This window comes from Ruegeria sp. BHSC026 (assembly GCF_059613065.1).
In genome coordinates, this window is record NZ_JBXWRV010000004.1 from 57,138 (window position 1) to 82,559 (window position 25,422).

A 25,422-nucleotide genomic window follows, 5' to 3' on the forward strand; every position below is an offset into this window, starting at 1 on the left:
ATGCCCACCGCGCTGAACCTGCCGATGGTGGACCCGCTGCCACCCGAAACGCAGAAGTACTTTGACATCTGCACCGAAAAGCTGGGCATGATTCCCAACGTGCTGAAGGCCTATGCCTTTGACATCGACAAGCTGAATGCCTTCACGGCCATGTACAACGACCTGATGCTGGCCGACAGCAACCTCTCCAAGCTCGAGCGTGAGATGATCGCGGTCGTAGTGTCGTCGATCAACCGCTGCTTCTATTGCCTGGTGGCGCATGGCGCGGCAGTGCGGCAGATGTCGGGCGATCCCAAACTGGGCGAGATGCTGGTGATGAACTACCGTGTGGCGCCTCTGGATGACCGCCAGCGTGCGATGCTGGACTTTGCGGCCAAGATGACCACCGCCAGCGCCGAGATCGAGGAGCCCGACCGCCAGCGCCTGCGCGACGTGGGGTTCTCGGATCGCGACATCTGGGACATCGCCAACGTGGCCGGGTTCTTCAACATGACCAACCGGGTGGCCAGCGCAACGGCGATGCAGCCCAATGACGGCTACCACGCCCAGTCGCGATGATCCGCCGTGCCGCCTTGCTGATCTGGCTGCTGGGCGGGCCGGTTGCGGCCCAGACCCTGACGCTGCCTGACAGCGCCCGGCAGGTCAGCGAACGCATCAGCCCCTTGGACAGCTATGACATGCCGATCGGGCCTTTTGCCGACGGCTCGGTGCCGGTGCGTCCGGTCGAAGGGCGGGTCGAGCGGATCACCTGGCGCCTGCAGGCGGGGTCCAGCACCACGCTGCAGTTGCTGGCGCCGCTGCGTGACCATCTGAAGGCACAGGGCTATGACATCGTGTTCGAATGCGAGGCCCGCAACTGCGGCGGTTTCGATTTCCGCTTTGCCATCGAGGTGGTGCCGACCCCCGACATGAACGTGTCCATCAACGATTATCGCTTTCTGTCCGCGACGCGCGGCGAAGAAGTGCTAACCCTGCTGGTCAGCCGCAGCCCACCCGATGGGTATCTGCAGATGATCCGCGTCACACCCCAAGGCGCAAAACCGCCGCCCCTGGTGGTCGAAGAGACGGTTCAGGGCGCAGGCGGCCTTCTGTCCGATCTGACGCGCGATGGCCATGTTATCCTGGATGATCTGAGTTTCGAATCCGGCGCCGTCGCTCTGGGCGAAGGTCCGTTTGCCTCGTTGGCCTTGTTGGCCGCCTATCTGGCGGACAATCCGGGGGCGCGGCTAGCGTTGGTCGGCCACACCGACGACACCGGAGACCTGCAGGCCAATATCGATGTCAGCACCCGCCGTGCCCAGGCCGTGCGAACCCGCCTGATCGAACGGCACGGCGTTGCCCCCGATCGGGTACAGGCGCAAGGGGTGGGATATCTGGCGCCGTTGACGTCGAACGCCACCCCGGAAGGCCGCGAACTGAACCGCCGGGTCGAGGCGGTGCTGCTGGTCAACTGAGCCTTGCCAAAAAAATGGCCCACGCAGGACGCGCGGGCCGTTCAGGTGCCACCGGGAGAATTACCAGTCCATCGGCCCCTTTTCAGCGAAGGAGTCGACAAGAAAATCAATGAAGGCGCGCACCTTGGGCTGGGTAAACCGGCCCGGCGGGTACACCGCATAGATGCCCTGTACCTCGTCCGGCAGCGACGGCATAGCGTCCACCACCTTGCCCGATTTCAGCGCATCCGCATACAGATAGCTGGGCAGATAGGCGATACCCAACCCCGAGATCGCCGCGTTCAGCAGCGACTGCCCGTCATTCACGCTCAGCCATCCGGCCGTGCGCACCTGCCGCTTTTCGCCCGACGGCGCCGTCAGTTTCCAGACATTGCCCGAGGACTGGCTGGAGTAATGCAGCAGCTTGTGTTCGTTCAGATCGTCGATCTTTGCGGGCAGCCCAAAGCGTTCCACATAACTGGGGGCGGCCACCATGCGTTTGACCGTTTCCGTCAGCTTGCGGGCGCGCAGGGTGCTGTCTTCCAGTTCGCCGATTCGGACGGCCACGTCGAACCCTTCCGAGATCAGCTCGACATAGCGGTTGTTCAACACCATGTTCACGGTGATGTCGGGATAGGCGGCCAGGAATTCAGACAGGACCGGCGACAGGTGATTCACGCCGAAATCCGTCGCGACCGAGATCCGCAGCAGGCCCGACGGCGCCGATTGCATCGAGGTCACCAGCGCGTCGGCCTCTCCGGCGTCGTTCAACACACGGCGGGCGCGGTCGTAGTAGGCCAGCCCGATCTCGGTCGGCGAAACGCGGCGCGTCGTGCGGTTCAGCAGCCGCGCGCCCAGCCGGGCCTCGAGGCTCGACACATGCTTTGACACGGCTGATTTGGAAATGCCCATCTTCTTGGCCGCATCGGTGAAACCACCTTGGTCCACCACATTGGCAAAGGCCTCCATTTCGGTCAGTCGGTCCATTCTCGTTCCCCAGGTCTTCTGTTCGTTGTCCGACCATGGCCTTGAATCTGGGCGGAAACGGGGCAGACATGGGATAATATCAGGGTTTCGAATTGGATCGTTTGCGCTTCGGAAACGCGGAAACAGTGGTGTCTTGGGCGTATGACGCCCTGATGTTCCGGCGGTTTTTGGAGCATTTGCCCGCGCATGTTACGCTGGGATCGGCAATTCCTTGACCAGGGAGATGATGATGAAGATCATATTCGCGTGCATATTCTGTCTTGTGGCATCGGTCGCGCAGGCCGGAGGGCCAACCGCATCTAATCCCGACGCCAAGGTCTATTTCGTGGATCCATCCGATGGCGACGCGGTGACGTCGCCGGTGACCATCGTCTTCGGTCTCAGCGGCATGGGGGTCGCACCGGCCGGGACCGAGAAGGAGAACACCGGCCATCATCACCTGCTGATCGACCGCCCGCCGCTGGGGCAGGGCGAAGACGGGTCCGACGAACTGTCCAATGGCCTGCCGTCAGACGCGCATCACATGCATTTCGGCGGCGGCCAGACCGAGGTAACGCTGGACCTAGCCCCCGGCCCGCATACGCTGCAACTGGTTCTGGGCGACGCCGGGCATGTGCCGCACTCCCCGCCGGTCTTGTCCGAGGTGATCACGATCACCGTCGAGGAGTGACCGACGGCCGCGCTCAGAGCGCAGCGGCCAGCCGGGTGCCTTGGTTGATCGCCCGCTTGGCGTCCAGTTCCGCGGCCACATCCGCGCCGCCGATCACATGCGGGGTGATCCCGCGTTCGATCAGCGCATCTGCCAGCGACCGCTCGGGCACCTGTCCGGCGCACAGAACGATCGTATCGGCCTTGATGACGGTCGGGTCGGCGCGCTCTTCTCCGAACGAGACATGCAGCCCCTCATCATCGATGCGCTCATAGTTCACGCCGCCGACGAAGTTCACGTCCTTCATCTTCAGCGTCGCGCGGTGGATCCAGCCGGTGGTCTTGCCCAACCCCTTGCCATGCGCCTGTTTCTTGCGCTGCAGCAGCGTGACCTGCCGCTTGGGTGCCTCGGGCTGAGGGCCTTCGGGTGCGAGGCCTGAGCGGTGTTGTTCGGGGTCGGCGACGCCCCATTCCTTCATCCACAGGGGCAGGTCGGTGGTGGGCGAATGGCCCTCCTCCAGCAGGTATTCCGACACGTCAAAGCCGATGCCGCCCGCGCCGATCACCGCCACCGATTTTCCTACCGGAGCCTTGTCGCGCAGCACGTCGATATAGTTCACGACATTGTCGCGGTCCTCGCCCGGGATCTGCGGGTCGCGCGGGTTGACGCCGGTGGCGATCACCACCTCGTCGAACCCGGCCAGATCGTCGGCGCCAACCTCGCGGCCCAGTTCGACCTTGACGCTCAGATCGTCCAGCATGGTGCGATACCAGTCCACCAAGCCCCAGAACTCTTCCTTGCCAGGCACCTGCTTGGCCATGTTCAGCTGGCCGCCGATCTCGTCGGCCTTGTCGAACACGGTCACGTCATGGCCGCGCTGGGCGGCGGTCATCGCCGTGGACAAGCCCGCCGGACCCGCACCCACGATGGCCACGCGCTTGGGCGTGGCGGCCTTTTCGATCACCAGTTCGGTCTCGTGGCAGGCGCGCGGGTTCACAAGGCACGAGGTCAGCTTTCCGCTGAAGGTGTGATCCAGACAGGCCTGGTTGCAGGCGATGCAGGGCGCGATCTTGGCTGACTCTCCGGCCATCGCCTTGGTCACGAAATCCGCATCCGCCAGCATCGGCCGCGCCAGAGAGACCATGTCGGCGCAGCCCTCGGCCAGCACCTGCTCGGCCACTTCGGGCGTGTTGATCCGGTTCGAGGTGATGACCGGAATCCCCACCTTGCCCATCAGCTTCTTCGTCACCCAGGCAAAGGCCGCGCGCGGGACGCTGGTGGCGATGGTCGGGATCCGCGCCTCGTGCCAGCCGATGCCGGTATTGATTATCGTCGCCCCGGCCTTTTCGACCGCTTGCGCTAGCTGCACCACTTCTTCATGAGTCGAACCATTCGGCACAAGGTCGATCATCGACAGCCGGTAGATGATGATGAAATCGGTACCCACCGCCGCGCGGGTGCGGCGGACGATTTCCAGCGGCAGACGCATCCGGTTCTCATAGGACCCGCCCCAGCGGTCGGTGCGCTTGTTGGTGTGGGTCACGAGGAACTGGTTGATGAAATACCCCTCGGACCCCATGATCTCGACCCCGTCATAGCCCGCCTTCTGGGCCAGCACGGCGGCGTTCACGATGTCGCTGATCTGTTTCTCGATGCCGTCCTCGTCCAGCTCGGTCGGCGGGAAAGGCGAGATCGGCGACTTCACCGGGCTGGGCGCCACGCATTTCGGCCCATAGGCATAGCGGCCCGCATGCAGGATCTGCATGGCGATCTTGCCGCCCGCCTGATGCACCCGATCGGTGACGACGGAATGGTTCGCCACGTCTTTGTCACTGGTCATCATCGCAGCACCCGGCAGGACCGAGCCTTCGAGGTTTGGCCCGATGCCGCCCGTCACCATCAGCGCCACACCACCGCGCGCGCGGGCAGCATAGAACTCGGCCACCCGGTTCCAGTCGCCGGTTTCCTCCAACCCGGTATGCATCGAGCCCATCAGGACCCGGTTCTTCAACGTGGTAAAGCCCAGATCCAGCGGGGCCAGCAGGTGTGGGTAGTCGGTCATCAGAATCTCCCTTGCTTGCGCGCACCATTGCTTTACGCGCAGGTCATGTCACGCCAAACGCCGCGTCAGACCCTTGCACTGACGCAACGACCGATTAGGAATGGGGCGACATCAAGCCCGGAGACCCCCATGACCCCCGAACAGATCGCCAAACTGCCCTACCGCCCCTGCGTCGGCCTGATGCTGATGAATGACCAGGGCCAGATCTTCGTCGGCCAGCGCAACGACCGGTTCGAGGACGCCTGGCAGATGCCCCAGGGCGGCGTGGATGAGGGCGAAGACGCGCGCGCGGCGGCCCTGCGCGAGTTGCAGGAGGAAATCGGCGTCACCCCCGACCTCGTGGAAATCGTGGCCGAGACCGACGGCTGGCTGCCCTACGACCTGCCGCACGACATCGTGCCCCACATCTGGAAGGGCCGCTTTCGCGGGCAGCAGCAGAAATGGTTCCTGATGCGGTTTCTGGGGACCGACGACCAGATCGACATTCAGACCGAGCACCCCGAGTTCACCCGCTGGAAATGGCAGGACCCCGACCGCCTGATCGCCGAGATCGTGCCATTCAAGCGCGCGGTCTACGAGCGGGTGATGGAGGCGTTTCGGGGGTATTTGGGGTGAACTAGACCCCGGTCGAGTGGGTTCCGCCTTGCGCACAAAGTGCCCAGCCCATGGTTCTCTGCTATGAAATTCGCGAACCTGTGTTAGGCCTTGGTCATGGCAAAGACCTCGACACAAACCGGACCGGCTATTCCCTTTGCGCTTGCGGTTGCAGGCGTTCTTTTCGCGTCGATCTGCTTTGGGCTGGTGCCCTATTTCAGCAGAGGGCTGACGCAGCAGGGTGTCGCGCCTTATGCCGTAGCATTCTACCGCTACATCGTCGCGGCAATTCTGCTGCTGCCCGTTCTCGTCATGCACCGCAAAGCTTGGCGCGAGATTTGTTGGGGCCTCTCGGCAGGAGCCGTGATGGGACTTGGGTGGATTGGATACGTGACGGCGTTGGAGACCTTGCCCGCGTCAACCGTAGGCGTGCTCTACATGACCTATCCGGTTTTTACATTGGTCATCGCCTGGGTGCTTTTCTCTGATGCACCCACGCGGAGCGCCTTGCTCGCTTCTGGCCTTATCGTTCTGGCTGCAATCATTGCTGGTTCGCCCGCATCCGTGTCACCACAACACATACCAACTCTATTGGTGGCACTGGCGGCCCCGTTCGGTTTTGGTTTCGGTATTTGTGTTTTGGTCCACAGGCTGTCCCGCATCGCGCCGCTTGCGCGCATAGCCTCGGTTTCCTTGGGATCGGTTCTTGGGCTCTTGCCGCTGATGCTGAGTGCCGATGTGCGACAGCTGCTCCCGGAGGGGCAATCCGACTGGATCTTGATCGTCGGAATTGGCCTGGTCACGGCGCTTGTGCCACAGCTCATCTACACGATCTGCTCGCCCTTGATCGGCGCCTCTCAAACCGCGGTCGTCGGAAGCATAGAATTGCCAACGATGTTCGTGGTCGGATTTGTTGCTTTTGGCGAAGCAATCACGGCGCCCCAAGCCATAGCCTGCGCTTTGGTTCTTGGTGCGATTGGAATCACCCGAAGCCGAACGACACGCACCTTGACCACTGTGATTGCGAAAGAACCGAAAAGGTAGGTTTGACCTCAAACCAACCCTTCTTCCCGCAACAACTCCAGCACGTTGGTATCCGGCCGCGGGCCGATATGGCTGATCACCTCACGGGCGCAGACATTGCCGATGCGGGCGCAGGTTTCCAGGTCGCGGTCCGTCGCCATGCCGAACAGAAAGCCTGCTGCGAACTGGTCGCCCGCTCCGGTGGCGTCCACCGGCACGATCTTCTCGACCGGCACGTCGATGCGGCCCTCGTCGCTCAGCACCGTCACCCCGTCGCCCGAGCGGGTGCAGACCACCAGCGGGCAGATCGCCGCCGTGCGCCGCAGCGCCTCTTCCAGATCGTCGGTCTCGAAGAGTGACTTGATCTCGGCCTCGTTGCCGATCACGAAATCCAGCTCGTTCTCGATCAGCGACAGGAAATCGGCGCGATGGCGTTCCACGCAGAACGGGTCGGAAATGGCGATGCCGGTCTTGCCGCCGCCCTCGCGGCAGTCGCGCGCGGCCTCGAGGAACGCGGTTTTGCCCTTGTCCTTGTCGAACAGGTAGCCCTCGAGGAACATGATCTGCGCGTTGCCCGCCACCTCGCGCGGCACGTCGGCGGAACTCAGCTCCGAGGAAATCCCCAGATAGGTGTTCATCGACCGCTCGCCATCGGGCGAGACGAAGATCATTGACCGCGAGGTCGGCAGCTCGCCATCCTGTACCGGCGGGTTGACGAAATCCACCCCGTCCTCGTTCATCGCGTCGGCATAGAAATGCCCCAGCCGGTCGTCATGCACCCGCCCGATAAAGGCCGCGTCCAGCCCCAACGCGCCCGCGCCCGCAATGGTGTTGGCGACCGAGCCGCCCGGCGTCTGCACCCGGTTCTCCATCGAGGCATAAAGCAGCTCGGCCCGCTCGCGCTCGATCAACTGCATGATGCCCTTCTCGATATCCATCATCTCGAGGAAATCGTCGCTGCATGTGCTGATGACATCGACGACGGCATTGCCGATGCCGACAAGCTGGTAGGTTTTCATAGATTCTTGTCCTCGAATTGGCACAGGTCGCGGATGATGCAGGTGGCGCACATCGGTTTGCGCGCCTTGCAGTGATAGCGGCCGTGCAAGATCAGCCAGTGATGGGCGTGCAGCTGGAAATCGACCGGAATGTTGTCTTCGATGGCGCGTTCCACGGCGTCCACGTCCTTGCCGGGGCAGATGCCGGTGCGGTTGCCGACGCGAAAGATATGGGTGTCCACCGCCTGCGCCGGGTGCCGCCACCACATGTTCAGAACCACGTTGGCGGTCTTGCGCCCAACGCCCGGCAGCGACTGCAGCGCCGCGCGCGAGTTGGGCACCTCGCCGCCGTACTGTTCGACCAGGATGCGCGACATCTTGATGACGTTCTTGGCCTTCTGCCGGAACAGGCCGATGGTCTTGATGTGCTCGATCAGCCCCTCTTCGCCGAGGTCGAGCATCTTCTGCGGGGTATCGGCGATCTTGAACAGCGCGCGGGTGGCCTTGTTGACGCCCGCATCGGTCGCCTGCGCCGACAGCGCAACGGCGACGACGAGGGTATAGGCGTTCACATGCTCCAGCTCGCCCTTGGGTTCGGGGTCGGCCTGCTGGAACCGGGTAAAGATCTCGCGGATCGTGTGATAATCAAGCTGCTTTGCCATCCGGGCCTTAATGCCGCCCGCGGTGCCGGGTGACAAGCCCAAAGCCCGCTGCACCGGCAATGCGCAAGTTTCGGGTCGCCCCGTCGGGCCCGGCCCGGCTAGGATGGTGCAAGCCACAGCAAGGTGAATGCCATGAACGTCCAAACATCCGAATCCGGGTACCACTACAACGTGATGCGGCGAGCGATCGAGCTGATCGACCGGGGCGGCGAGTCCCTGTCGCTGGAAGAACTGGCCCGCCAGATGGACATGAGCCCTGCGCATTTCCAGCGCCTGTTCTCGCGCTGGACAGGCGTGTCGCCGAAACGCTACCAACAATATCTGACGCTGGGCCATGCCAAGGCGCTGCTGCGCGAGCGGTTCACCACGCTGGAGATCGCGCACAGTGTCGGCCTGTCCGGCAGTGGCCGCCTACACGACCTGTTCTTGAAATGGGAGGCGATGAGCCCCGGCGAATACGCCCGCAAGGGCGCCGGGCTGACCATCTATTGGGGCTGGTTCGAAAGCCCCTTTGGCCCGGCGCTAGTGATGGGCACGGCCAAGGGCATCTGCGGCATGGCCTTTGCCGCCGAAACCGGCGAAGAGGCCGCGATGCAGGACATGCTGTCGCGCTGGCCCCTGGCGGAATACGTCGAGGATCCGATGCGCCTGCGCCCGTGGGTCCTGTCGGCCTTCGGCGCGGCCAGCGACCGGCTGGAGCCTACGCCGTTGTACCTGATCGGCTCACCCTTGCAGATCAAGGTGTGGGAGGCGCTGATGCAGATCCCCTCGGGCCAGGTGACGACCTATTCCCAGATCGCGCAGGCCGTGGGCACGCCGCAGGCGGTGCGGGCAGTGGGCACGGCGGTGGGCCGCAACCCGGTCAGTTGGCTGATCCCCTGCCACCGCGCGCTGCGCAAATCGGGGGGCCTGGGCGGCTATCACTGGGGGTTGCCCGTCAAACGCGCCATGCTGGCCTACGAGGCGGCGCAGGCCGATGCCTGATTGACTGGGGGTCTCGCGCCTGCCAAAAGGCGCGCAGGTTCGGGTCTCCTGCCGCTCGCGGCCCTTTGGCTTTGGTGAAACCCGGTTCAAACCACATCTGTTGCCCTTTCCCGGCGCGCGGATGGCAAGGCGAGCCCCGTCCAATACTCGCGCCCGTTTCTGGAAACGAGGCAAGACATGACACAGATCCGAACCATCGCCCCCGTGGGCGAGCTGAAAGTGCAGGCCAAACGCCTGCGCGAGAAACTGCGTGGCGCCGGCGTGGCCCTGAGCCATGCGCAATCGCTTGAGATGATCGCCCATCAGCATGGCGCACGCGACTGGAATACGATGCACGCGATGGCCGGAAACCGGCTGCACCTGAAGGTCGGAGACCGCGTGCGGGGTACCTATCTGGGCCAGCCCTTCACCGGGGAAATCCGCGGCCTGACGATGCTGGGCGACGGCGCGCAGCGGCGGATCACCCTGCAGTTCGACACCCCGGTCGACGTGGTGACCTTTGACAGCTTTTCGGCCTTTCGCCAGCGCGTCAGCGGTCAGATAGGCTGGGACGGTCGGTCAGCCCGCCATACGTCGAACGGCGAACCGCAGCTGGTGGTACGCCCGGCCTGACGAAAACGGGGCAAGGTGCCTGCCCGCGCCTTGCCCCGCATTTTGAACGTTCCTGTGCCGGGGTTATTCCGGGGTCCAGCCGCTGACGGCCTTGACCTCCAAAAAGTCCTCCAGCCCCCAGACACCGCCTTCGCGCCCGTTGCCGGACTGTTTCATGCCGCCAAAGGGCGACCCGGCGGCGCGCGACTGGCCGTTCATCTCGACCATGCCCGAGCGCAGTTTGCGCGCCATGCGGTTGGCGCGGGCGCCGTCCTGCGTCTGGACATAGTTGGTCAGGCCATAGGGCGTGTCATTGGCGATCTCGATGGCCTCTTCCTCGGTATCGAAGGGGATCATGGTCAGGACCGGGCCAAAGATCTCCTCGCGCGCGATGGTCATCTGGTTGTTGGCGTCGGCAAACACGGTGGGGCGCACGAAATAGCCTTTGTTGAACCCTTCAGGGCGACCGGGACCGCCGGCGACCAGGCGCGCACCCTCGTCGATGCCTTTCGTGATCAGGGCCTGGATCTTGGTCCATTGCAGCTCGTTCACGACGGGGCCGATATGGCGGCCTTCCTGCATCGCCGGGCCCACGGTGACCTTGTTCGCTACCTCGGCCGCGGTTTCCACCGCTTGGTCATAGATCGGACGCTGCACCAGCATCCGGCTGGGCGCGTTGCAGCTCTGACCGGTGTTGTTCATCATGTGCAGCACGCCACGCTTGACCGCCTTGTCATCGGCATCGGCAAAGATCACGTTGGCGCCCTTGCCGCCTAGCTCCAGATGCACCTTCTTCAGCGTGTCGGCGGCGTTCTTGGAAATCGCCGTGCCCGCGCGGGTCGAGCCGGTAAAGCTGACCATGTCAACGTCGGGGTGGCCCGACAGTTGCGAGCCCACGCCCACGCCGTCGCCGTTCACAAGGTTGAAGACACCGGCTGGGAAGCCCGCCTCATGCATCATCTCGGCAAAGATCATCGCGTTAAGCGGGCTTTGCTCGGAGGGTTTCAGAACCATGGTGCAGCCTGCGATGGCCGCCGCGCCCACCTTGAGCGTGATCTGGTTCATCGGCCAGTTCCAAGGGGTGATCAGCGCGGCGACGCCGACCGCCTCATAGATGATCCGGTCATTGGGGGCGTGATCGCCCAAGGGGCGTTCGAACTGGAAGTTCTTGGCCGCACGCACGAAATTCTTCAGGTGCCAGATGCCGGCGCCCACCTGCTGGGTGCGCGACATGTCGATCGGCGCACCCATCTCCATCGACATCGCCTGCGCGAGGTCTTCGGCACGGGTGGGATAGATCTCGATCAGCTTTTCCACCAGCGCGATGCGCTCTTCGACCGGCGTGGCCATCCAGCCCGGCAGCGCCGCCTTGGCCGCCGCCACGGCCGCGTCGGTATCGGCCTGACCGCCCAGCGAGATCACCGTGCAGGGCTCCTCGGTCGAGGGGTCGATCACTTGAAAATCATTGGGCTGGCTGGGGGCGACCCACTGGCCGTTGATGTAAAAGTCGCGTTTCTCGATCATGGCGTGTCCTCTTGATCCGCATTCATTCGACCGCGCGGTCGGTTTTCTCGGGCACTCTGTCATTGCGGCCCCCTTGGGGCAAGGCAATTCTGGGAATTTGATCAAATTATTGATCGCACGTTTTTTGCCGCTGTGCCACATCAATGGTTTAACCTGTGGGCAAAGTGATTAGGTTTGCACCAACCGACTCGGGTTTTCACAGGAAAGGAGATGCATCATGGGTTTGCGCATCAACGATACCGTCCCCAATTTCACCGCTGAAACGGACCAGGGCACCATCCAGTTCCACGACTGGATCGGCGACAGCTGGGCGATCCTGTTCTCGCACCCCAAGGACTTCACTCCGGTCTGCACCACCGAGTTCTCGGCCGTCGCGCAATTGAACGATGAATGGGCCAAGCGCAACACCAAGGTGATCGGCGTATCAGTCGATGGTGTTGAGGACCACAAGAAGTGGAAAAAGGACATCGAGGCCTATGGCAAGGCCAACCCCGGCTTTCCGATCATAGCCGATGACGGACTGGCAGTGTCCAAGGCCTTCGACATGCTGCCGGCCGAGGCATATCTGCCCGACGGCCGCACCCCAGCAGACAGTGCAACGGTGCGCTCGGTCTTTATCATCGGGCCGGACAAGCAGCTGAAACTGTCGATGACCTATCCGATGACCGTGGGCCGGAATTTTGCCGAGATCCTGCGCGCGCTGGACGGGTTGCAGATGAGCGCCAAGGGTGTGGCCACCCCGGCCAACTGGGTGCCGGGCGAAGACGTGATCATTCCGCCTTCGGTTTCGGACGAAGACGCGAAGGAGAAGTTCGGCGAGTTCGAGACGATCTTCCCCTATCTGCGCAAGACCAAGGCGCCGGCCTGACGGCGACCGGGTCGGGGGCTGTCTGCCCCCATCGCGCCCCAAGGGGCGCGATTCCCCCGAGGATATTTTCAGCCAGATGAAGCAGGCGCGCGCTGTGGATGCAGATGCAGTTGTGCTCGGTAGGCGGCGCGCTTGAATTCGCGGGTCAGTTTGTCGGTCAGAGGCGGTTTCGCCTGGATCGTCGAGCCGCCGATTTCGCCGGCCACCTCCCGGTTGCCGCTGCCCAACAGAGCATGGACGGGCTGGCCCGTGATCCAGTGCATTTGCAGAAACGTGTCCACCGGGCGGTCAATCTGGTCGGTGGCGGCGAGTAGGCGTTCGGCGGCATTCCGCCCCACCACCTGACAGCAGCATTGCAGGCCGATGACCTTGGGCAGGATCAGGCGCAAACCGTCGCGCTCGGCCAAGGTTTGGGCAGCGGTTTCGCGCTGCTTGACCGGGATGCGGATATAGTGGTCAGGCGTTGCGATCGGGCGTAGCAGTTCCAGCGCCGCTGACATCCGGTCGGGATCGATACGCAGGTCATCCTCGGCGGTGATGGCCAGATCGATCCCCTCATCGACCATCTTGCGCCAGATTCGGCGGTGGCTTTCGAACACGCCGATTTCGGCCGGGCGCAGGGCGAAGGGGTAGCGCGGGCGATGCAGGTTTCCCGGGTGCAGTGTGACCCCGGCAATCTGCGCTGGATCCCGCCCGTCGACCGCTTCGATCAGTTCGGCATTGGGCAGCTCGGCGCAGAGTTTCTCGGCATTCGGGCGGCGCGCGGTGCTGGACGACATGTGTATGACGAAGGATCGCATGGTACCGTGCATAAAACAGGGGCGCGGCCCGGGAAAGGCCCCGGGCAAACAAAAAAGACCCCGGCCGGAACCGGGGTCTTGGATCAAGCAAGGGGCAGGGCGGATTATTCCGCGCTTTCCTCTTTCTTTTCCTTCTTCTCGGGCACGATCTCTTCGCCGGTTTCCTGATCGACGCATTTCATCGACAGGCGCACCTTGCCGCGATCGTCAAAGCCCAAGAGCTTGACCTTCACTTCCTGGCCTTCCTTCAGAACGTCAGATGGATGGTTCAGGCGGCGGTTCTCGATCTGGGACACGTGGACCAGACCGTCGCGCTTGCCAAAGAAGTTCACGAAGGCGCCGAAATCGACGATCTTCACGACCTTGCCGGTATAGATCTTGCCCTCTTCCGGCTCGGCCACGATCGAATGGATCATGTCATAAGCCTTCTGGATGGCTTCGGCGTTCGGCGAGGCGATCTTGATGATGCCGTCGTCGTTGATGTCGACCTTGGCGCCGCTGGTTTCCACGATCTCGCGGATCACCTTACCGCCCGAACCGATCACTTCGCGGATCTTGTCGGTCGGGATCTGCATGGTTTCGATGCGCGGGGCGTGGACCGAGAACTCGGCGGTCTCGCTCAGCGCCTTGCCCATCTCGCCCAGAATGTGCAGGCGGCCGTCCTTGGCCTGGGCCAGGGCCTTCTCCATGATCTCGGGCGTGATGCCCGCGACCTTGATGTCCATCTGCAGCGAGGTGATGCCGTTTTCGGTGCCCGCCACCTTGAAGTCCATGTCGCCCAGGTGGTCTTCGTCACCCAGGATGTCGGTCAGAACGGCGTAAGAGCCGTCTTCTTCCAGGATCAGGCCCATGGCCACACCGGCCACCGGCGCCTTGAGCGGAACGCCCGCATCCATCATCGACAGCGAGCCGCCGCAGACCGATGCCATCGAGGACGAGCCATTCGACTCGGTGATCTCGGACACAACGCGGATGGTGTAGGGGAAGTCGGTCGGCGCCGGCAGAACCGCCTGCAGCGCGCGCCAGGCCAGCTTGCCGTGGCCCACTTCGCGGCGGCCCGGAGGGCCAACGCGACCCACTTCACCGACCGAGTAGGGCGGGAAGTTGTAGTGCAGCAGGAAGTTCGATTTGAAGTTGCCGTGCAGCGCGTCGATGAACTGTTCATCGTCACCGGTGCCCAGCGTGGTCACGGCCAGCGCCTGAGTTTCGCCACGGGTGAACAAGGCCGAACCGTGGGTGCGCGGCAGCAGGCCGGTTTCGGCCACGATCGGGCGCACATCGGTGGTCGAACGACCGTCGATCCGCTTGCCGCCTTTCACCACGTCGCCGCGCAGGATGCCGGCTTCGAGCTTTTTCATCGCCGAGCCGAGATTCGGGTCTTCCAGCTGCTCTTCGGTCAGGGCGGCCTTGATGGCCTCGCGCGCGGCGGCCACGGCTGCGGTGCGCTCCTGCTTGTCGGTGATCGCGAATGCGGCGCGCATCTGCTCTTCACCGGCGGCCTTCACGGCGTCGTACAGCGCGGAATAGTCCGGCGGGGTGAATTCGAACGGCTCTTTCGCGGCTTCTTCGGCCAGGCTGATGATCAGGTCGATCACCGGCTGGATCTGCTGATGCGCGAAAGTCACTGCGCCCAGCATCTCGGCTTCGGACAGCTCGTAGGCTTCCGATTCCACCATCATCACAGCGTCCTTGGTGCCGGCAACAACCAGGTCCAGGCGCTGCTCGGGGTTCAGGCGCAGGTCCTGCATGTCGTCAACGGTCGGGTTCAGGACGTATTCGCCGTTGGTGTAGCCCACGCGGCAGCCGGCGATCGGACCCATGAACGGTGCGCCTGAGATGGTCAGAGCGGCCGAGGCGGCGATCATCGCCACGATGTCGGGGTCGTTGACCAGATCGTGGCTCAGGACGGTGCACATCACCAGAACTTCGTTCTTAAACCCGTCAACGAACAGCGGGCGGATCGGACGGTCGATCAGGCGCGCGGTCAGCGTCTCTTTCTCGGTCGGACGCGCCTCGCGCTTGAAGAAGCCACCCGGCACCTTGCCGGCAGCATAGTATTTTTCCTGATAGTGCACGGTCAGCGGGAAAAAGTCCTGACCGGGCTTCTGTTCCTTGGCGAAGGTCACGTTGGCCATGACACTGGTTTCGCCCAGGGTGGCAATCACGCTGCCGTCGGCCTGACGGGCAACCTTGCCGGTTTCCAGTGTCAGCGTCTCTTCGCCCCACTGAATTGATTTCTTCGTTACATCAAACATTTGCGTATCCTAGAAGGGAGCTCTCCCAGGCCCATCCCGGGTCTCCCGTTTGCGTGGCGGCCCCATTGCCGCCGACCCCATTCATCCTTGTTTCGAGTGCCGGGGTCAGGGCACAACGTCTCAGATGCTGCGCGCATACAATAGAATCCGCCGGATTGAAAGAGAAACCGAACGGCCCCGGCCCGCACGGGCAAGTGGGGCTATGGACGCACCGGGGTCGCGGCGCTAGGGTAGCGGAAGGAGGCGTTCCGTTGTCGTCGGATCGACCCAAGCGGAGGGACAGGTATGCGAGTCGGACGAGTGTTGGCCCCGTTGGCAGCCTTGCTGATGGCGGCTCAGGCGACCTTGGCCGGACCCGCGCCGCTGAACTGGTCCGACCTGCGCGACCCCTCGGTGCAGCAGTTCGAGGACCCCTATCGCGACCTCAGCCCCGAACAGTTCGACGATGTGCTGTTTGCCGTGCGCCTGCGCGGGCGTCTGCAACAGGATCGCGGCACGTCCGAGGACCGCCAGAACTGGCAGGAATTGCTGGATGAAACCGAAGACGCCCTGGCCGCCGACGGGATCGATGTGGACTGGTTGTTGGATCAGCGCGCGGTCGTCACTGAGCGCCGCCGTCGCGCTGCCACGCAGGGCAATCCCGTGCTTGACGGTCAGACCGTGACCTTGGCGGGCTTTGCGATCCCCGCGCCACCGGATCCCGACGGGCGCGCCGTGGCTTATCTGGTGCCCGAACGCGGCATGTGCAGCCACATGCCGCCGCCGCCGCCGAACCAGATGGTCCGCGTTCGGCTATCCGATGACTGGGTGCCCACGTTCAATCACGAGCCGGTCCGCCTGACAGGTCGGCTTGTCATCGACCCGTCCGATCAGCAGATGGTCGTCGTGGACGGGTTGATGCCGATGCGCGCTACGTTCCGTCTTGATGTGATGGACGCCGAGCCGTTGGCACAGACGGCGCCGTCGACCGAGGATGCCGCCGAACGGCTGCGCGCCGCTGCCCGGCGCAAGACCGGCGGGGCCTCGGACTGATCCTGCCGGTCGAGGGCCGGCGAAAATCGCACCGAAACTGCAATATTGCGCAACCGGTCGTTTGGTCACGAGGTAGAATTCGTTCGCCGCAAAAAATGAAACGATAGGATTTCCGCCGGAACCCGCCCGGACTTGGACTCTTGCGAAAAACACGAAGCCTTACGGTAAGCAGTCATTTCTGTGCGCGTCCGGTCGCCCCGGGAAGTCGGGCGAATTGCCCTGCGGTTGGAGTTGCTGGCGTCATTGCCGCAACAAAGCCTTCGCAAATTGAATGAACATTGCGATGAATACGCCGACCCCGACGAAAATGTAGATCACGGTGAAGATCTTGCCGATCTTGGTCGCCGGGGACAGATCGCCGAACCCGACCGTCGACAGAGTGGTCGCGCTGAAATACAGCGCGTCCACCCAATGCCAGCCCTCGACGCTGCTGTAGAACAGCGTGCCGGACAGAAGAATAAGCACACACAGCAGCAAACCACCCCGAAAATGCGGATCATCCCAGGATCGGACGATCGCCTTGAGCAGACGGTAGGCATTGAGGATCAGAGCAATCATTCTATACGCCTTCAGGTTGTTTTGACGATTTCTTAGTATTCAACTTTTCGAGTGAAATTCCGCATGTACAAATCGGATTATTTGCTAAGATGCCGGTGTTTGACAGGAGATACTTCATGCGTATTCATCTTTTGGTGGCGATGGTTGCCGCCACCTCGGTTTCCGCGCAGCAAGACCCGGCTCAGACCCTGATCACCAATGTGCATGTATTTGATGGCGTCAACGACGGGCGCATCGAAAACGCGAATGTTCTGATCGAGGGCAACCTGATTGCGGCTGTGTCGACAGACCCGATCTCGGCCGAAGGAGCAAATGTGATCGACGGTGGTGGGCGCACCCTGATCCCGGGTCTGATCGATGTGCACTGGCACACCCTCTATTGTTGCAGCCCGCAAAGCTCGGTTGTGACCGATGATATTTTGGGTGTGGCGATCCGTGGCGCATTGGGGTCCGAAGGCACTCTGATGCGGGGCTTCACGAGCGTCCGTGATGTTGGCGGCAATTCCTTCGCCATCAAGAAGATGATCGACGCCGGCGAAATCCCCGGTCCGCGAATCCTGCCGTCCGGTCCGCCGATCACGCAGACGGGCGGGCATTTTGATTACCGCCCTTATCAGGCGGTGCCGACAAACGAAGGCGATGCTTTGTGGTATTGGTACAGCGTTGGCCTGATGATGCAGGCAGACGGCGTCCCGGAAGTCACCAAGCGGGCCCGAGAAGTCATGCGTATGGGGGCCACGCAGCTAAAGATTTCGGGCGGCGGCGGTGTGTCGTCCACATACGACCCGCTGGACGTTCGCCAATACACAAAGGATGAAATCGAAGCCTTTGTCGAAGTGGCCGACACCTACAACACCTATGTTGCCTCTCATCTTTTCACCGACGATGCTGCGCGCATCGCGATCGAGGCCGGTGTGAAATCCATCGAGCATGGCTTCCTCATGAGCCGTGAGACCATGGAAATGATGCGTGACAATGACGTGTGGCTGTCCGTGCAACCGCTGCTGGATGACGAAGACGGGTTTTCCTTTGATGACCCCGTCAGCCAACAGAAGTGGATCGACGTGACCAACGGCACCGATTTCACCTACAAGACCGCAAAGGAAGTGGGGGTCAAAACCGCCTTCGGGACCGACATCCTGTTCGACCCGAAATTGGCCGAGCGGCAGGGTGCGTTTCTTGCCAAGCTGCAGCGGTGGTACTCTCCTTACGAGGTTTTGCAGATGGCCACTTCGACCAATGCCGAACTGCTGGAATTGTCCGGCCCCCGGCACCCTTATCAGCAAGGACCGCTGGGCCAGATTACAGAAGGCGCTTATGCCGATTTGATCCTTGTGGATGGCAACCCGCTAGAAGACATCGATCTGGTTGCCGACCCACACGAAAACTTCGACCTGATCATGAAAGACGGTGTGGTCTACAAGAATACGCTGGACTGAACACCGTGCTCCTCTGACAATAAAACGCCCGCCAAATGGCGGGCGTCTCGAACTTGAAAGCGGTGTGTTCCGCGCTTAGCGGCGGATGCCCAGCTTTTTGATCAGGTCCTGGTACCGGGCTTCGTTCTTGCCCTTCAGGTAGTCCAGCAGCTTGCGGCGCTGGGCGACCATCTTCAGCAGACCACGGCGGCCGTGGTTGTCTTTCTTGTGGGTCTTGAAGTGCTCGGTCAGGGTGTTGATGCGCGAGGTCAGGATGGCAACCTGGACTTCCGGCGAACCGGTGTCGCCGTCCTTGGTTGCGAATTCTTTCATGACGCGTGCTTTTTCTTCGGCAGTGATCGACATCGGGGTCTCCTTTACAGGTTAGAGTTGATGGCGCAGGCCGGGATGTCGTCCAGCACAGGCCCATGGAGAAAACCGCACCGATTCCGATGCGGATGGGCGCGTATAGGCGCATTTGGCGCAAATGGCAAAGGGATTCTGGTCCGTCAGCCGGTGGCGGTGGATTGGGAGTTCGTCAAGGTCGAAACCAGCTCGATATCGTCCAGCGTCAGCCCCTCGGCGTCGAGCAGCTGTGCCACCAACTGCCCGTTGACCAGCACCTGCGTCATGTCCGGGTTGTCGGCATCCTGTTCGATCGAGATCTCGGGCGCCTCGGGCTGGTCCCAGGACACCAGCAGCTTGTCCTGCCCGTGGGCAAAATCCATGACGGTCACTTCCGGCCCGTCCGGGGCGCCGTCGAAGATGAACGTGTCGCTGCCCGCGCCGCCGGTGGCGATGTCGCCCGGGCCGGCCAGGATAGTGTCATCGCCGTCTCCTCCGTTCAGAAAATCGGTGTCCGGGGTGTCTTCGCCATCGGACCCGTCCAGCGTGTCGTCACCGTCGCCGCCGAACAGGGCATCCTCGCCCGCGCCGCCGGACAGGTGGTCATCGCCATCGCCGCCCTGCAGCGAATCCTCACCCGCATCACCGACCAAGCCGTCGTCACCCTGCCCACCATACAGCTCGTCCGCGCCGGAACCGCCGGTCAGCCTGTCGTCGCCGTAATGGCCAAACAGCCTGTCGTCGCCGGTGCCGCCATCCAGAGTGTCGCCGTCATCCTGCCCGTGCAGGGTGTCGTCGCCCGCGCCGCCGGTCAGCCTGTCTGCGCCCTGATCGCCGAACAGAACGTCATCCCCGTCGCCGCCTTCCACGGTATCGTCGCCGCCGTATCCGTTGATCTGATCATTTCCTGTACCGCCGGCCAGAACATCGTCGCCTTCGGTCCCGGCAATGACCAGGTTGCCGTCATAGTCGGACAGTACGGTGCCGGCAGAGGGTGTCTCCTCCGCATTCGTCGCGCTGTCCTCGGACGCAATTTCGTCAGTCGCGGTTGCCGTGACGGGTTCGACAAGGTTGCCCTCGCTGGGCACGTCGTCGATCTCGAGCAGGTTGCCTTGGGACAGGTCGTCGATCTCTTCGTCATCGATCACGTCGGTGTCTGTCTCGTCCTCTTCCGAGGGCGAGAGGACATCGCTCATGGCATAGGCGGCGGCGCCGATGGCGGCCAGTCCAAGCAGGCCAAACAGGAACATGAAACCCTCCGAGCGGAAATTGCTCCGAGTGTGAAATATCCCACCCGATCAGGGGGTTGGTCAAAGGCTAGCTGACTCTGTGGTTAACCGTTCGTCACCGGCCCCAGGGCTGCGGTTGCTGCGAATAGGCGGTGTAAAGCGGGTGCTTGGGGTGGCCGTCCTTGGTCAGGCCAAGGTGGAAAAGCGGCTGGCCGGTGCCGCGCAGCAAGCGCTCGACCGCCGGGCCGCGATCCAGATGCGCGCCATGGGTGCCCCAGGCTGCGATCACCTGATCGGCCCAGTCCACGCCGGCCAGGATGGCAGCGTCGTTTTCGGGTCCCACCGGATCGGCCGCTGCGCGCATCTTGCGCGGGTCGGTGTCGCGCCAGGCAAAGATGTTGGTCACTTGGAACGCCCCGAACCCCAAGGCCCGCGCGCGCCGCTCGCAACGCTCGACGGTCGGGTCGTTCTGCACCTCGGTCGCGGTCGAGGGGTTCAGCATCACGAACAGCGCCCGCCGCCCGGCCGGATCCCAGATGCGGGTCAGGCTGTAGCGATAGCGTTCGCAGTCGGAATAGACAGCTGTTGAGGGCGCATCGCCCTTGGTGTGGGAGCGGGTGATCATGCGCCTTCGCTTAGCACGGGACCTAACCGGCGAACACCCGGCTGGGGTGCAACTCACCGGATTTGTAGATCCCCACCGCTACGGCCTTGCCGTCGAACGAGGCCCAGGCCTCGTCGCCGTATTCCACGTCGCTGGCCAGAACCATGCCGGGGTTGCCGTTGCGCAGGCGGGTGGCGCCTTCGGGGGTGCATTTCAACTCGGGAAGGTCGGTCAACCCTTCTTCCAGCGGGCGCAGGTAGTCATCCAGCGCCGGGGTTTTCGCCATCTCGTCGATTTGCTCGATGCTCAGGCCGTCTTCGACGTCGAACGGGCCGGACCAGATCCGGCGCAGCGCCTTGACATGGCCATGGCAACCCAGCGCCGACCCCAGATCACGGGCGATCGAGCGGACATAGCCACCCTTGCCGCAGGTCATTTCCAGCACGACATGATCGGGATCGGGGCGGTCGACCAGCACCAGTTCCTCGACCCATAGTGGGCGGGCGGCCAGTTCGACATCCTCGCCGTCGCGGGCCAGCTTGTAGGCGCGCTGGCCGTCGATCTTGACCGCCGAGAACTTGGGCGGCACCTGCATGATCTCGCCCACGAAGGGCAGCAAGGCCTGCTTGATCTCGTCATCGGTGGGGCGCAGGTCGCTTTCCGCGATCACTTCGCCCTCGGCATCGTCGGTATTGGTGGCCTGACCCAGCCGCACGGTAAAGGTATAGGCCTTGAGCGCATCGGTGATGTAGGGAACGGTCTTGGTGGCCTCGCCCAAAGCGACGGCCAGAACGCCGGTGGCCTCGGGGTCGAGCGTACCGGCGTGGCCCGCCTTCCTGGCGTCCAGCGCCCAGCGAACTTTGTTGACCACGGCGGTCGAGGTCATGCCCGCGGGCTTGTCGACCACCAGCCAACCGGAAATGTCACGACCCTTGCGTTTGCGTCCCATGATGCACCTTGTCGTCTGTTAAGGCGCGCGACCTAGCGGATCGGTCCGACGCTGTCAATTTGCCGGGATGTCCTCGACCACGCCGACGATCGGTCCCAGCGAGAAGCCCACGTCCGACCGGTTCGCCGCCCGGTCATACATACGCGAGATGTTGCCGTCGAAAAACAGCGCGTTGGGCGTGTTCAGCACGTCGCGGAACAGACGACCGAATTCATGGAAGGTGACATAGTCCTCAGAGATCACGAACACAGCACGGCTGCCATCGGCGCTGGTGCCCACCCCGTTGCGCACATAGCGCGAGGTCGAATCCTCGAGAAACCGTGGATGCAATTCGCCGTCGATCACCAGCATCGGGCCGGATTGGGTGGCAAAGCGGCAATCGGGTTTGCGATCAAGATAGTCCAGCGTCTCGAACACGTCGGCGCGGCCTTGGCGGATGCAGAACACCCCGTTGGGCAGCAGGCCGAAATTGCCGGGGCCGGCGTTGGGAATCACGCGCATGAGTTCCTGCCCGTCTTGGACATAGTGGCCCACGGGCGAGCGGTCCTCGTGATACATTCCGGCGTTCATCGCAAAGCTCAGGCGCTGGCCCGAACCGACCAGTTCCTCGTTCACCGACGAGAAATGGCCCAGCACCCGGCCCGCGTCGTCATACAGGAACAGGCGCAGGTCCTCGGTAGTGGCATCGACCTCGCACACGGTATAGCGACGGTCTTCGTGGGCCACGCGCTCGCACGTCACAGCCGCGGCCTGTCCGGCCCAGAGCAATGCGATCACAGCGGCGGTCCTGCGGATCACTCGTCCAGGTCCCGGCGCACGGCGTCCTGTTCGAACATCCGGCGGGTGTCGTCCATGCGGTCGAACGTGTCGTCCAGCCGGAAGCGCAGGTCGGGGGCGAATTTCAGGCCGACCTTCTTGCCGACCATGCGGCGCAGCTCGCCCTTGTTGCGGGCCAGCAGCTCGATCACGGTGTCCTGCCCCTTGCCGCCCAGCGGCAGCACATAGGCGGTGGCGATCTTGAGGTCGGGCGAGGTGCGCACTTCGCCCACGGTGATCGACAGGCGGTTCAGGTCAGGGTCGTGCACGTCGCCGCGCGCCAGCACCTCGGACAGGGTGCGGCGGATCAGTTCGCCGACGCGAAGTTGCCGTTGCGAGGGGCCGGGGCCGTCGTGGAATTTGTTCTTAGCCATGTCCCCGATCTAAGCGCAAAGCGGGGCTTTGCCAAGCGGCCCCGAACCGGGTAGGAGGCTTTGAGCCGAATTTCAGAAGAAGGACCAGCGCAATGACGCATATTCCGGGAATTGTCGTGACCGGGGCTTCGGGCCGGATGGGGCAGATGCTGATCAAGACCATCACCGACAACGATCAGGCCCGGCTGGTCGGCGCGGTCGAGCGCACGGGCCATGACTGGATCGGCCAGGACGTGGGCACCGCGATGGGCGGCCAGCCGCTGGGCGTGACCGTCACCGACGATCCGCTCGATGCCTTTGCCCAGGCCCAGGCGGTGATCGACTTCACCGCGCCCGAGGCGACGCTGGAGTTCGCCGCGCTGGCGGCGCAGGCGCGCTGCGTGCATGTGATCGGCACAACCGGCATGAGCGACGAACAGATCGCCGCGCTGGAACCCGCCGCGCGCCATGCGGTGATCGTACGGGCGGGCAACATGAGCCTGGGCGTGAACCTGCTGGTGCAGCTGACCAAAAAGGTTGCCGCCGCGCTGGACGAGGATTTCGACATCGAGGTGATCGAGGCCCATCACCATCACAAGGTCGATGCGCCTTCGGGGACGGCTCTGATGCTGGGCGAGGCCGCGGCCGAGGGGCGGGGCGTAGACCTTGCCGATGTCGCCGACCGGGGCCGCGACGGGATCACCGGCGCCCGGCAGCGGGGCCATATCGGCTTTCACGCCATCCGCGGTGGCGACATCGTTGGCGAACACGACGTGCTGTTCGCCGCGGCGGGCGAACGGATCGTGCTGCGCCACGTGGCGACCGACCGGGCGATCTTTGCCCGAGGCGCGCTGAAGGCGGCGCTTTGGGGGCAGGGCAAGGCCCCCGGCCAATACGACATGGTGGATGTGCTGGGGCTTTAACCCTCGCCCAGATGCCGGTCGACCATGCGCTGAACCATCGGCGCGAAATGGTCGAAGCCGGGGGTGTCCATGTCGGGCCGTTTGCCGGCCTCGTCCAGATACCGGACCTGGATGATTTCCGTCAGGTTCGGGTTGGCCTCGAATGCGGCGACTTCCTCGGCGCTCATCGGGCCGCCCTGCAATTCCAGCGTATGGACCGAGGCCGCCGACAGGCGGTTGAAATACTCGGGCTTGGTTGCACACAGATATCGCTTGGCCGCGACGTGATAGCGGCAGCAATCGGTGATGACCGACGGAAAGAACCGCTCCAGCATCTCGGCGCCGGCATCCTCGTGGTGGCGGTCCTCGGTGTCGTCGGGGTGGTAGGTGCCGAATTCCGAGGTGAAATGTCCGATATCGTGCAGCAGAGCGCCCACGATGATCTCTTCGGGCATGCCGTTCTGCTCGGCGATGGTGGCGCCCTGCAGCATGTGCTGGGCCATGGTGACCGGCTCGCCCAGGTATTCCTCGCCTCCGCGCCGGTCGAATATATCGGCGATGAAGGCCACGATGTTGTCGCGGGTCAGGGTCTGAAAATCGGGTTTCATTCCGCCGCCTCCGGTTGCGCCATCCGCATAGCGGCGAGGGTCGACAGCAGCCCGTCCTTGTCGGCATAGCATCCCTGCAGCCAGCGCGACCCGGCACCCGAATATCCCAGACGCGCATGCAGGACGCGGGTGTTGTCGACGATGAAGCTCTCGCCCGGTTCCAGCTTGAACGCCACGCCCATGGCTGGGTCGTCGATGATCTCGCCCAAACGGCGGTAGGCGGCGTAATAGGCCTCCATCCGGTCGAAGGGCACATCCACGAACGGGGCCGAGGACCGGTTGTTGAAGCGGATGCCGATCAATTCGCCATCGGGCGACAGCTCGATCATCGGGCGGCGCGCGCGCAGGCAGACCCCGTCCGAACCGCGGTATTCGAACCGCGCGGGATAGCCGGCCAGCAGGGCAAAGCCTTCGGGGTTTTCGGCGCGCAGGCGCTGGGCCGCGCGAAAGCCGTCGACCACGATCGACTCCCCGCCTTCGGCGCTGTTTTCCAGGCAATAGAGGATCTGCAACGTGGGGACCGGGTCGCGATAGGGATTGTCGGTATGCGCCTGCAGGCCAAGGCCGGTATAGGCCAGGTTGGTCGGGTTCACCTCGGTCCGAACCTCGAAATAGGGGCCATAGTTGGTCTCGCGCACATAGCCGAACAGATCGGCGACCTTCAGCAGCGAACCGGGTTCCGTCGGGCCGTTGGTCAGCTTGGCAAAGCCGTATTCGGCGACCGCCGCCAGCCAGTCGCGCTTGGCGGCGGGGATTTCATGCACCTGCGTCCAGTCGCCGGCCGGGGCCGCGAACCCGCCGTCCCAAGTGGTGATGCCGGGCGACAGCCAACCCATCGGGCGGGTCTGGTCCCGATCATAGACATGCGCGGCCAGCCAGTTTGCGGGGAAGCTGACGGTCTTGTCTTCGGGGGCGAAGGTCACCTGCAGGTCACCGCCCGCCACCTCGGCCGCTTGAATCGCGATCTCTGCCGGAATGTCGCCGATCGTGATCAGGCGCTGGCCGTTGCCGGGGTCGCGCGTCTGCGGGTCCAGCGCATTGTCGCGCAGCCAGATGGCGTGGAAACGGGCGCGGGTGCCGTCTTCGAACTCAACCGAAACGACCGCCGGGCCATGGGTGGCGTAGCGCAGCATGGGACTCTCCTGTTCAGCGTAGGCTTTGATTGAGGAGATACGCGC

Annotated in this window: 27 protein-coding genes; 11 read left to right on the forward strand and 16 right to left on the reverse strand. The window is 63.4% G+C overall.

The genetic code is table 11. The features are described from left to right. On the forward strand, window positions 1–558 hold the full coding sequence (locus tag AC2FME_RS06525; protein WP_496689420.1) for a peroxidase-related enzyme: 558 nt from the start codon (window positions 1–3) through the stop codon (window positions 556–558). After that, a complete protein-coding gene (locus AC2FME_RS06530) occupies window positions 555–1,454 on the forward strand; it encodes an OmpA family protein (protein WP_496742576.1) in 900 nt (299 codons plus the stop codon). The genes AC2FME_RS06525 and AC2FME_RS06530 overlap by 4 nt, the downstream gene beginning before the upstream one ends. Window positions 1,455–1,514: 60 nt before the next feature. On the opposite strand, the gene AC2FME_RS06535 is transcribed toward AC2FME_RS06530, so the two are convergent. Beyond that, window positions 1,515–2,420, reverse strand: coding sequence for a LysR family transcriptional regulator (locus AC2FME_RS06535; protein ID WP_149774265.1), 906 nt, complete (start codon window positions 2,418–2,420; stop codon window positions 1,515–1,517). A gap of 226 nt (window positions 2,421–2,646) precedes the next feature. On the opposite strand from AC2FME_RS06535, the gene AC2FME_RS06540 reads away from it, so the two are divergent. Continuing rightward, window positions 2,647–3,090, forward strand: coding sequence for a DUF4399 domain-containing protein (locus tag AC2FME_RS06540; RefSeq protein ID WP_496800110.1), 444 nt, complete (start codon window positions 2,647–2,649; stop codon window positions 3,088–3,090). Between the two features lie 13 nt (window positions 3,091–3,103). On the opposite strand, the gene AC2FME_RS06545 is transcribed toward AC2FME_RS06540, so the two are convergent. Beyond that, window positions 3,104–5,131, reverse strand: a complete 2,028-nt coding sequence (locus AC2FME_RS06545) for an FAD-dependent oxidoreductase (protein WP_496799967.1) — start codon at window positions 5,129–5,131, stop codon at window positions 3,104–3,106. A gap of 129 nt (window positions 5,132–5,260) precedes the next feature. On the opposite strand from AC2FME_RS06545, the gene AC2FME_RS06550 reads away from it, so the two are divergent. Together AC2FME_RS06550 and AC2FME_RS06555 are read left to right on the forward strand one after the other, a co-directional pair. After that, window positions 5,261–5,746 (forward strand): RNA pyrophosphohydrolase, encoded by a 486-nt coding sequence (locus AC2FME_RS06550; protein ID WP_496799968.1) that lies wholly within the window; start codon window positions 5,261–5,263, stop codon window positions 5,744–5,746. A 96-nt stretch (window positions 5,747–5,842) separates the two neighbouring features. Then, window positions 5,843–6,769 carry a DMT family transporter gene (locus tag AC2FME_RS06555; protein ID WP_496799969.1) on the forward strand — a complete coding sequence of 309 codons (927 nt, stop codon included), beginning with the start codon at window positions 5,843–5,845 and terminating at the stop codon, window positions 6,767–6,769. Window positions 6,770–6,777: 8 nt separating this feature from the next. Here the strand turns inward: AC2FME_RS06555 and AC2FME_RS06560 are convergent, their stop codons facing one another. Continuing rightward, window positions 6,778–7,767, reverse strand: a complete 990-nt coding sequence (locus AC2FME_RS06560; protein ID WP_496799970.1) for an adenosine kinase — start codon at window positions 7,765–7,767, stop codon at window positions 6,778–6,780. Next, a complete protein-coding gene (gene nth / locus AC2FME_RS06565) occupies window positions 7,764–8,408 on the reverse strand; it encodes an endonuclease III (RefSeq protein ID WP_496689375.1) in 645 nt (214 codons plus the stop codon). Before nth ends, AC2FME_RS06560 begins: the two co-directional genes overlap by 4 nt. A gap of 132 nt (window positions 8,409–8,540) precedes the next feature. On the opposite strand from nth, the gene AC2FME_RS06570 reads away from it, so the two are divergent. Together AC2FME_RS06570 and AC2FME_RS06575 are read left to right on the forward strand one after the other, a co-directional pair. Beyond that, window positions 8,541–9,392, forward strand: a complete 852-nt coding sequence (locus tag AC2FME_RS06570; protein WP_496799971.1) for a bifunctional helix-turn-helix domain-containing protein/methylated-DNA--[protein]-cysteine S-methyltransferase — start codon at window positions 8,541–8,543, stop codon at window positions 9,390–9,392. A gap of 177 nt (window positions 9,393–9,569) precedes the next feature. Next, window positions 9,570–10,004: a glyoxalase superfamily protein gene (locus AC2FME_RS06575; protein WP_170364710.1), complete on the forward strand. Its 435-nt coding sequence runs from the start codon at window positions 9,570–9,572 to the stop codon at window positions 10,002–10,004. A gap of 63 nt (window positions 10,005–10,067) precedes the next feature. On the opposite strand, the gene AC2FME_RS06580 is transcribed toward AC2FME_RS06575, so the two are convergent. Then, window positions 10,068–11,507 (reverse strand): aldehyde dehydrogenase family protein, encoded by a 1,440-nt coding sequence (locus AC2FME_RS06580; RefSeq protein ID WP_496799972.1) that lies wholly within the window; start codon window positions 11,505–11,507, stop codon window positions 10,068–10,070. Window positions 11,508–11,724: 217 nt separating this feature from the next. Here AC2FME_RS06580 and AC2FME_RS06585 point away from each other — a divergent pair, with 217 nt between their 5' ends. Next, window positions 11,725–12,375: a peroxiredoxin gene (locus tag AC2FME_RS06585; RefSeq protein WP_496689381.1), complete on the forward strand. Its 651-nt coding sequence runs from the start codon at window positions 11,725–11,727 to the stop codon at window positions 12,373–12,375. 68 nt (window positions 12,376–12,443) lie between these two features. On the opposite strand, the gene AC2FME_RS06590 is transcribed toward AC2FME_RS06585, so the two are convergent. Then, on the reverse strand, window positions 12,444–13,175 hold the full coding sequence (locus tag AC2FME_RS06590; RefSeq protein WP_496742582.1) for a glycosyltransferase family 25 protein: 732 nt from the start codon (window positions 13,173–13,175) through the stop codon (window positions 12,444–12,446). Between the two features lie 104 nt (window positions 13,176–13,279). Then, window positions 13,280–15,430 (reverse strand): polyribonucleotide nucleotidyltransferase, encoded by a 2,151-nt coding sequence (gene pnp, locus AC2FME_RS06595; RefSeq protein WP_496683292.1) that lies wholly within the window; start codon window positions 15,428–15,430, stop codon window positions 13,280–13,282. 285 nt (window positions 15,431–15,715) lie between these two features. Between pnp and AC2FME_RS06600 the strand changes: the two genes are divergently transcribed. Then, window positions 15,716–16,462 (forward strand): DUF3299 domain-containing protein, encoded by a 747-nt coding sequence (locus tag AC2FME_RS06600; RefSeq protein WP_496799973.1) that lies wholly within the window; start codon window positions 15,716–15,718, stop codon window positions 16,460–16,462. A gap of 240 nt (window positions 16,463–16,702) precedes the next feature. Here AC2FME_RS06600 and AC2FME_RS06605 read toward each other — a convergent pair whose 3' ends face one another. Beyond that, a complete protein-coding gene (locus AC2FME_RS06605; RefSeq protein WP_496683298.1) occupies window positions 16,703–17,020 on the reverse strand; it encodes a potassium channel family protein in 318 nt (105 codons plus the stop codon). A 116-nt stretch (window positions 17,021–17,136) separates the two neighbouring features. Between AC2FME_RS06605 and AC2FME_RS06610 the strand changes: the two genes are divergently transcribed. Next, on the forward strand, window positions 17,137–18,459 hold the full coding sequence (locus AC2FME_RS06610; RefSeq protein WP_496689389.1) for a metal-dependent hydrolase family protein: 1,323 nt from the start codon (window positions 17,137–17,139) through the stop codon (window positions 18,457–18,459). Window positions 18,460–18,534: 75 nt separating this feature from the next. On the opposite strand, the gene rpsO is transcribed toward AC2FME_RS06610, so the two are convergent. From rpsO to rbfA, 6 genes are all read right to left on the reverse strand, one after another. Continuing rightward, window positions 18,535–18,804, reverse strand: a complete 270-nt coding sequence (gene rpsO / locus AC2FME_RS06615) for a 30S ribosomal protein S15 (RefSeq protein WP_490360262.1) — start codon at window positions 18,802–18,804, stop codon at window positions 18,535–18,537. A 143-nt stretch (window positions 18,805–18,947) separates the two neighbouring features. Further along, complete coding sequence (locus AC2FME_RS06620; protein WP_496799974.1) at window positions 18,948–20,033, reverse strand: calcium-binding protein; 1,086 nt, start codon at window positions 20,031–20,033, stop codon at window positions 18,948–18,950. A 94-nt stretch (window positions 20,034–20,127) separates the two neighbouring features. After that, complete coding sequence (locus tag AC2FME_RS06625) at window positions 20,128–20,637, reverse strand: DUF1643 domain-containing protein (protein ID WP_496799975.1); 510 nt, start codon at window positions 20,635–20,637, stop codon at window positions 20,128–20,130. A gap of 22 nt (window positions 20,638–20,659) precedes the next feature. Continuing rightward, complete coding sequence (truB, locus tag AC2FME_RS06630; RefSeq protein ID WP_496799976.1) at window positions 20,660–21,565, reverse strand: tRNA pseudouridine(55) synthase TruB; 906 nt, start codon at window positions 21,563–21,565, stop codon at window positions 20,660–20,662. A gap of 54 nt (window positions 21,566–21,619) precedes the next feature. Beyond that, entirely contained in the window at window positions 21,620–22,342 is a 723-nt protein-coding gene (locus AC2FME_RS06635; RefSeq protein WP_496799977.1) for a phosphodiester glycosidase family protein, read from the reverse strand. 17 nt (window positions 22,343–22,359) lie between these two features. Further along, the gene (gene rbfA, locus AC2FME_RS06640) at window positions 22,360–22,755 is read right to left on the reverse strand and encodes a 30S ribosome-binding factor RbfA (protein WP_496683311.1); all 396 of its coding nucleotides are present in this window, start codon (window positions 22,753–22,755) and stop codon (window positions 22,360–22,362) included. Between the two features lie 92 nt (window positions 22,756–22,847). On the opposite strand from rbfA, the gene dapB reads away from it, so the two are divergent. Beyond that, a complete protein-coding gene (gene dapB, locus AC2FME_RS06645) occupies window positions 22,848–23,657 on the forward strand; it encodes a 4-hydroxy-tetrahydrodipicolinate reductase (protein WP_496799978.1) in 810 nt (269 codons plus the stop codon). Here the strand turns inward: dapB and tmpB are convergent. Further along, on the reverse strand, window positions 23,654–24,244 hold the full coding sequence (gene tmpB, locus AC2FME_RS06650; RefSeq protein ID WP_170342010.1) for a (R)-1-hydroxy-2-trimethylaminoethylphosphonate oxygenase: 591 nt from the start codon (window positions 24,242–24,244) through the stop codon (window positions 23,654–23,656). The two genes, dapB and tmpB, sit on opposite strands and share 4 nt — an antisense overlap. Then, window positions 24,241–25,377, reverse strand: a complete 1,137-nt coding sequence (tmpA, locus tag AC2FME_RS06655) for a 2-trimethylaminoethylphosphonate dioxygenase (protein WP_496683317.1) — start codon at window positions 25,375–25,377, stop codon at window positions 24,241–24,243. Before tmpA ends, tmpB begins: the two co-directional genes overlap by 4 nt. Window positions 25,378–25,422: the final 45 nt, after the last annotated feature.

Coding starts and splice junctions, on each gene's coding strand:
- AC2FME_RS06525 (WP_496689420.1), top strand. CDS start 1: ATGCCCACCGCGCTGAACCTGCCGATGGTGGACCCGCTGCCACCCGAA.
- AC2FME_RS06530 (WP_496742576.1), top strand. CDS start 555: ATGATCCGCCGTGCCGCCTTGCTGATCTGGCTGCTGGGCGGGCCGGTT.
- AC2FME_RS06535 (WP_149774265.1), bottom strand. CDS start 2,420: ATGGACCGACTGACCGAAATGGAGGCCTTTGCCAATGTGGTGGACCAA.
- AC2FME_RS06540 (WP_496800110.1), top strand. CDS start 2,647: ATGATGAAGATCATATTCGCGTGCATATTCTGTCTTGTGGCATCGGTC.
- AC2FME_RS06545 (WP_496799967.1), bottom strand. CDS start 5,131: ATGACCGACTACCCACACCTGCTGGCCCCGCTGGATCTGGGCTTTACC.
- AC2FME_RS06550 (WP_496799968.1), top strand. CDS start 5,261: ATGACCCCCGAACAGATCGCCAAACTGCCCTACCGCCCCTGCGTCGGC.
- AC2FME_RS06555 (WP_496799969.1), top strand. CDS start 5,843: ATGGCAAAGACCTCGACACAAACCGGACCGGCTATTCCCTTTGCGCTT.
- AC2FME_RS06560 (WP_496799970.1), bottom strand. CDS start 7,767: ATGAAAACCTACCAGCTTGTCGGCATCGGCAATGCCGTCGTCGATGTC.
- nth (WP_496689375.1), bottom strand. CDS start 8,408: ATGGCAAAGCAGCTTGATTATCACACGATCCGCGAGATCTTTACCCGG.
- AC2FME_RS06570 (WP_496799971.1), top strand. CDS start 8,541: ATGAACGTCCAAACATCCGAATCCGGGTACCACTACAACGTGATGCGG.
- AC2FME_RS06575 (WP_170364710.1), top strand. CDS start 9,570: ATGACACAGATCCGAACCATCGCCCCCGTGGGCGAGCTGAAAGTGCAG.
- AC2FME_RS06580 (WP_496799972.1), bottom strand. CDS start 11,507: ATGATCGAGAAACGCGACTTTTACATCAACGGCCAGTGGGTCGCCCCC.
- AC2FME_RS06585 (WP_496689381.1), top strand. CDS start 11,725: ATGGGTTTGCGCATCAACGATACCGTCCCCAATTTCACCGCTGAAACG.
- AC2FME_RS06590 (WP_496742582.1), bottom strand. CDS start 13,175: ATGCGATCCTTCGTCATACACATGTCGTCCAGCACCGCGCGCCGCCCG.
- pnp (WP_496683292.1), bottom strand. CDS start 15,430: ATGTTTGATGTAACGAAGAAATCAATTCAGTGGGGCGAAGAGACGCTG.
- AC2FME_RS06600 (WP_496799973.1), top strand. CDS start 15,716: ATGCGAGTCGGACGAGTGTTGGCCCCGTTGGCAGCCTTGCTGATGGCG.
- AC2FME_RS06605 (WP_496683298.1), bottom strand. CDS start 17,020: ATGATTGCTCTGATCCTCAATGCCTACCGTCTGCTCAAGGCGATCGTC.
- AC2FME_RS06610 (WP_496689389.1), top strand. CDS start 17,137: ATGCGTATTCATCTTTTGGTGGCGATGGTTGCCGCCACCTCGGTTTCC.
- rpsO (WP_490360262.1), bottom strand. CDS start 18,804: ATGTCGATCACTGCCGAAGAAAAAGCACGCGTCATGAAAGAATTCGCA.
- AC2FME_RS06620 (WP_496799974.1), bottom strand. CDS start 20,033: ATGTTCCTGTTTGGCCTGCTTGGACTGGCCGCCATCGGCGCCGCCGCC.
- AC2FME_RS06625 (WP_496799975.1), bottom strand. CDS start 20,637: ATGATCACCCGCTCCCACACCAAGGGCGATGCGCCCTCAACAGCTGTC.
- truB (WP_496799976.1), bottom strand. CDS start 21,565: ATGGGACGCAAACGCAAGGGTCGTGACATTTCCGGTTGGCTGGTGGTC.
- rbfA (WP_496683311.1), bottom strand. CDS start 22,755: ATGGCTAAGAACAAATTCCACGACGGCCCCGGCCCCTCGCAACGGCAA.
- dapB (WP_496799978.1), top strand. CDS start 22,848: ATGACGCATATTCCGGGAATTGTCGTGACCGGGGCTTCGGGCCGGATG.
- tmpB (WP_170342010.1), bottom strand. CDS start 24,244: ATGAAACCCGATTTTCAGACCCTGACCCGCGACAACATCGTGGCCTTC.
- tmpA (WP_496683317.1), bottom strand. CDS start 25,377: ATGCTGCGCTACGCCACCCATGGCCCGGCGGTCGTTTCGGTTGAGTTC.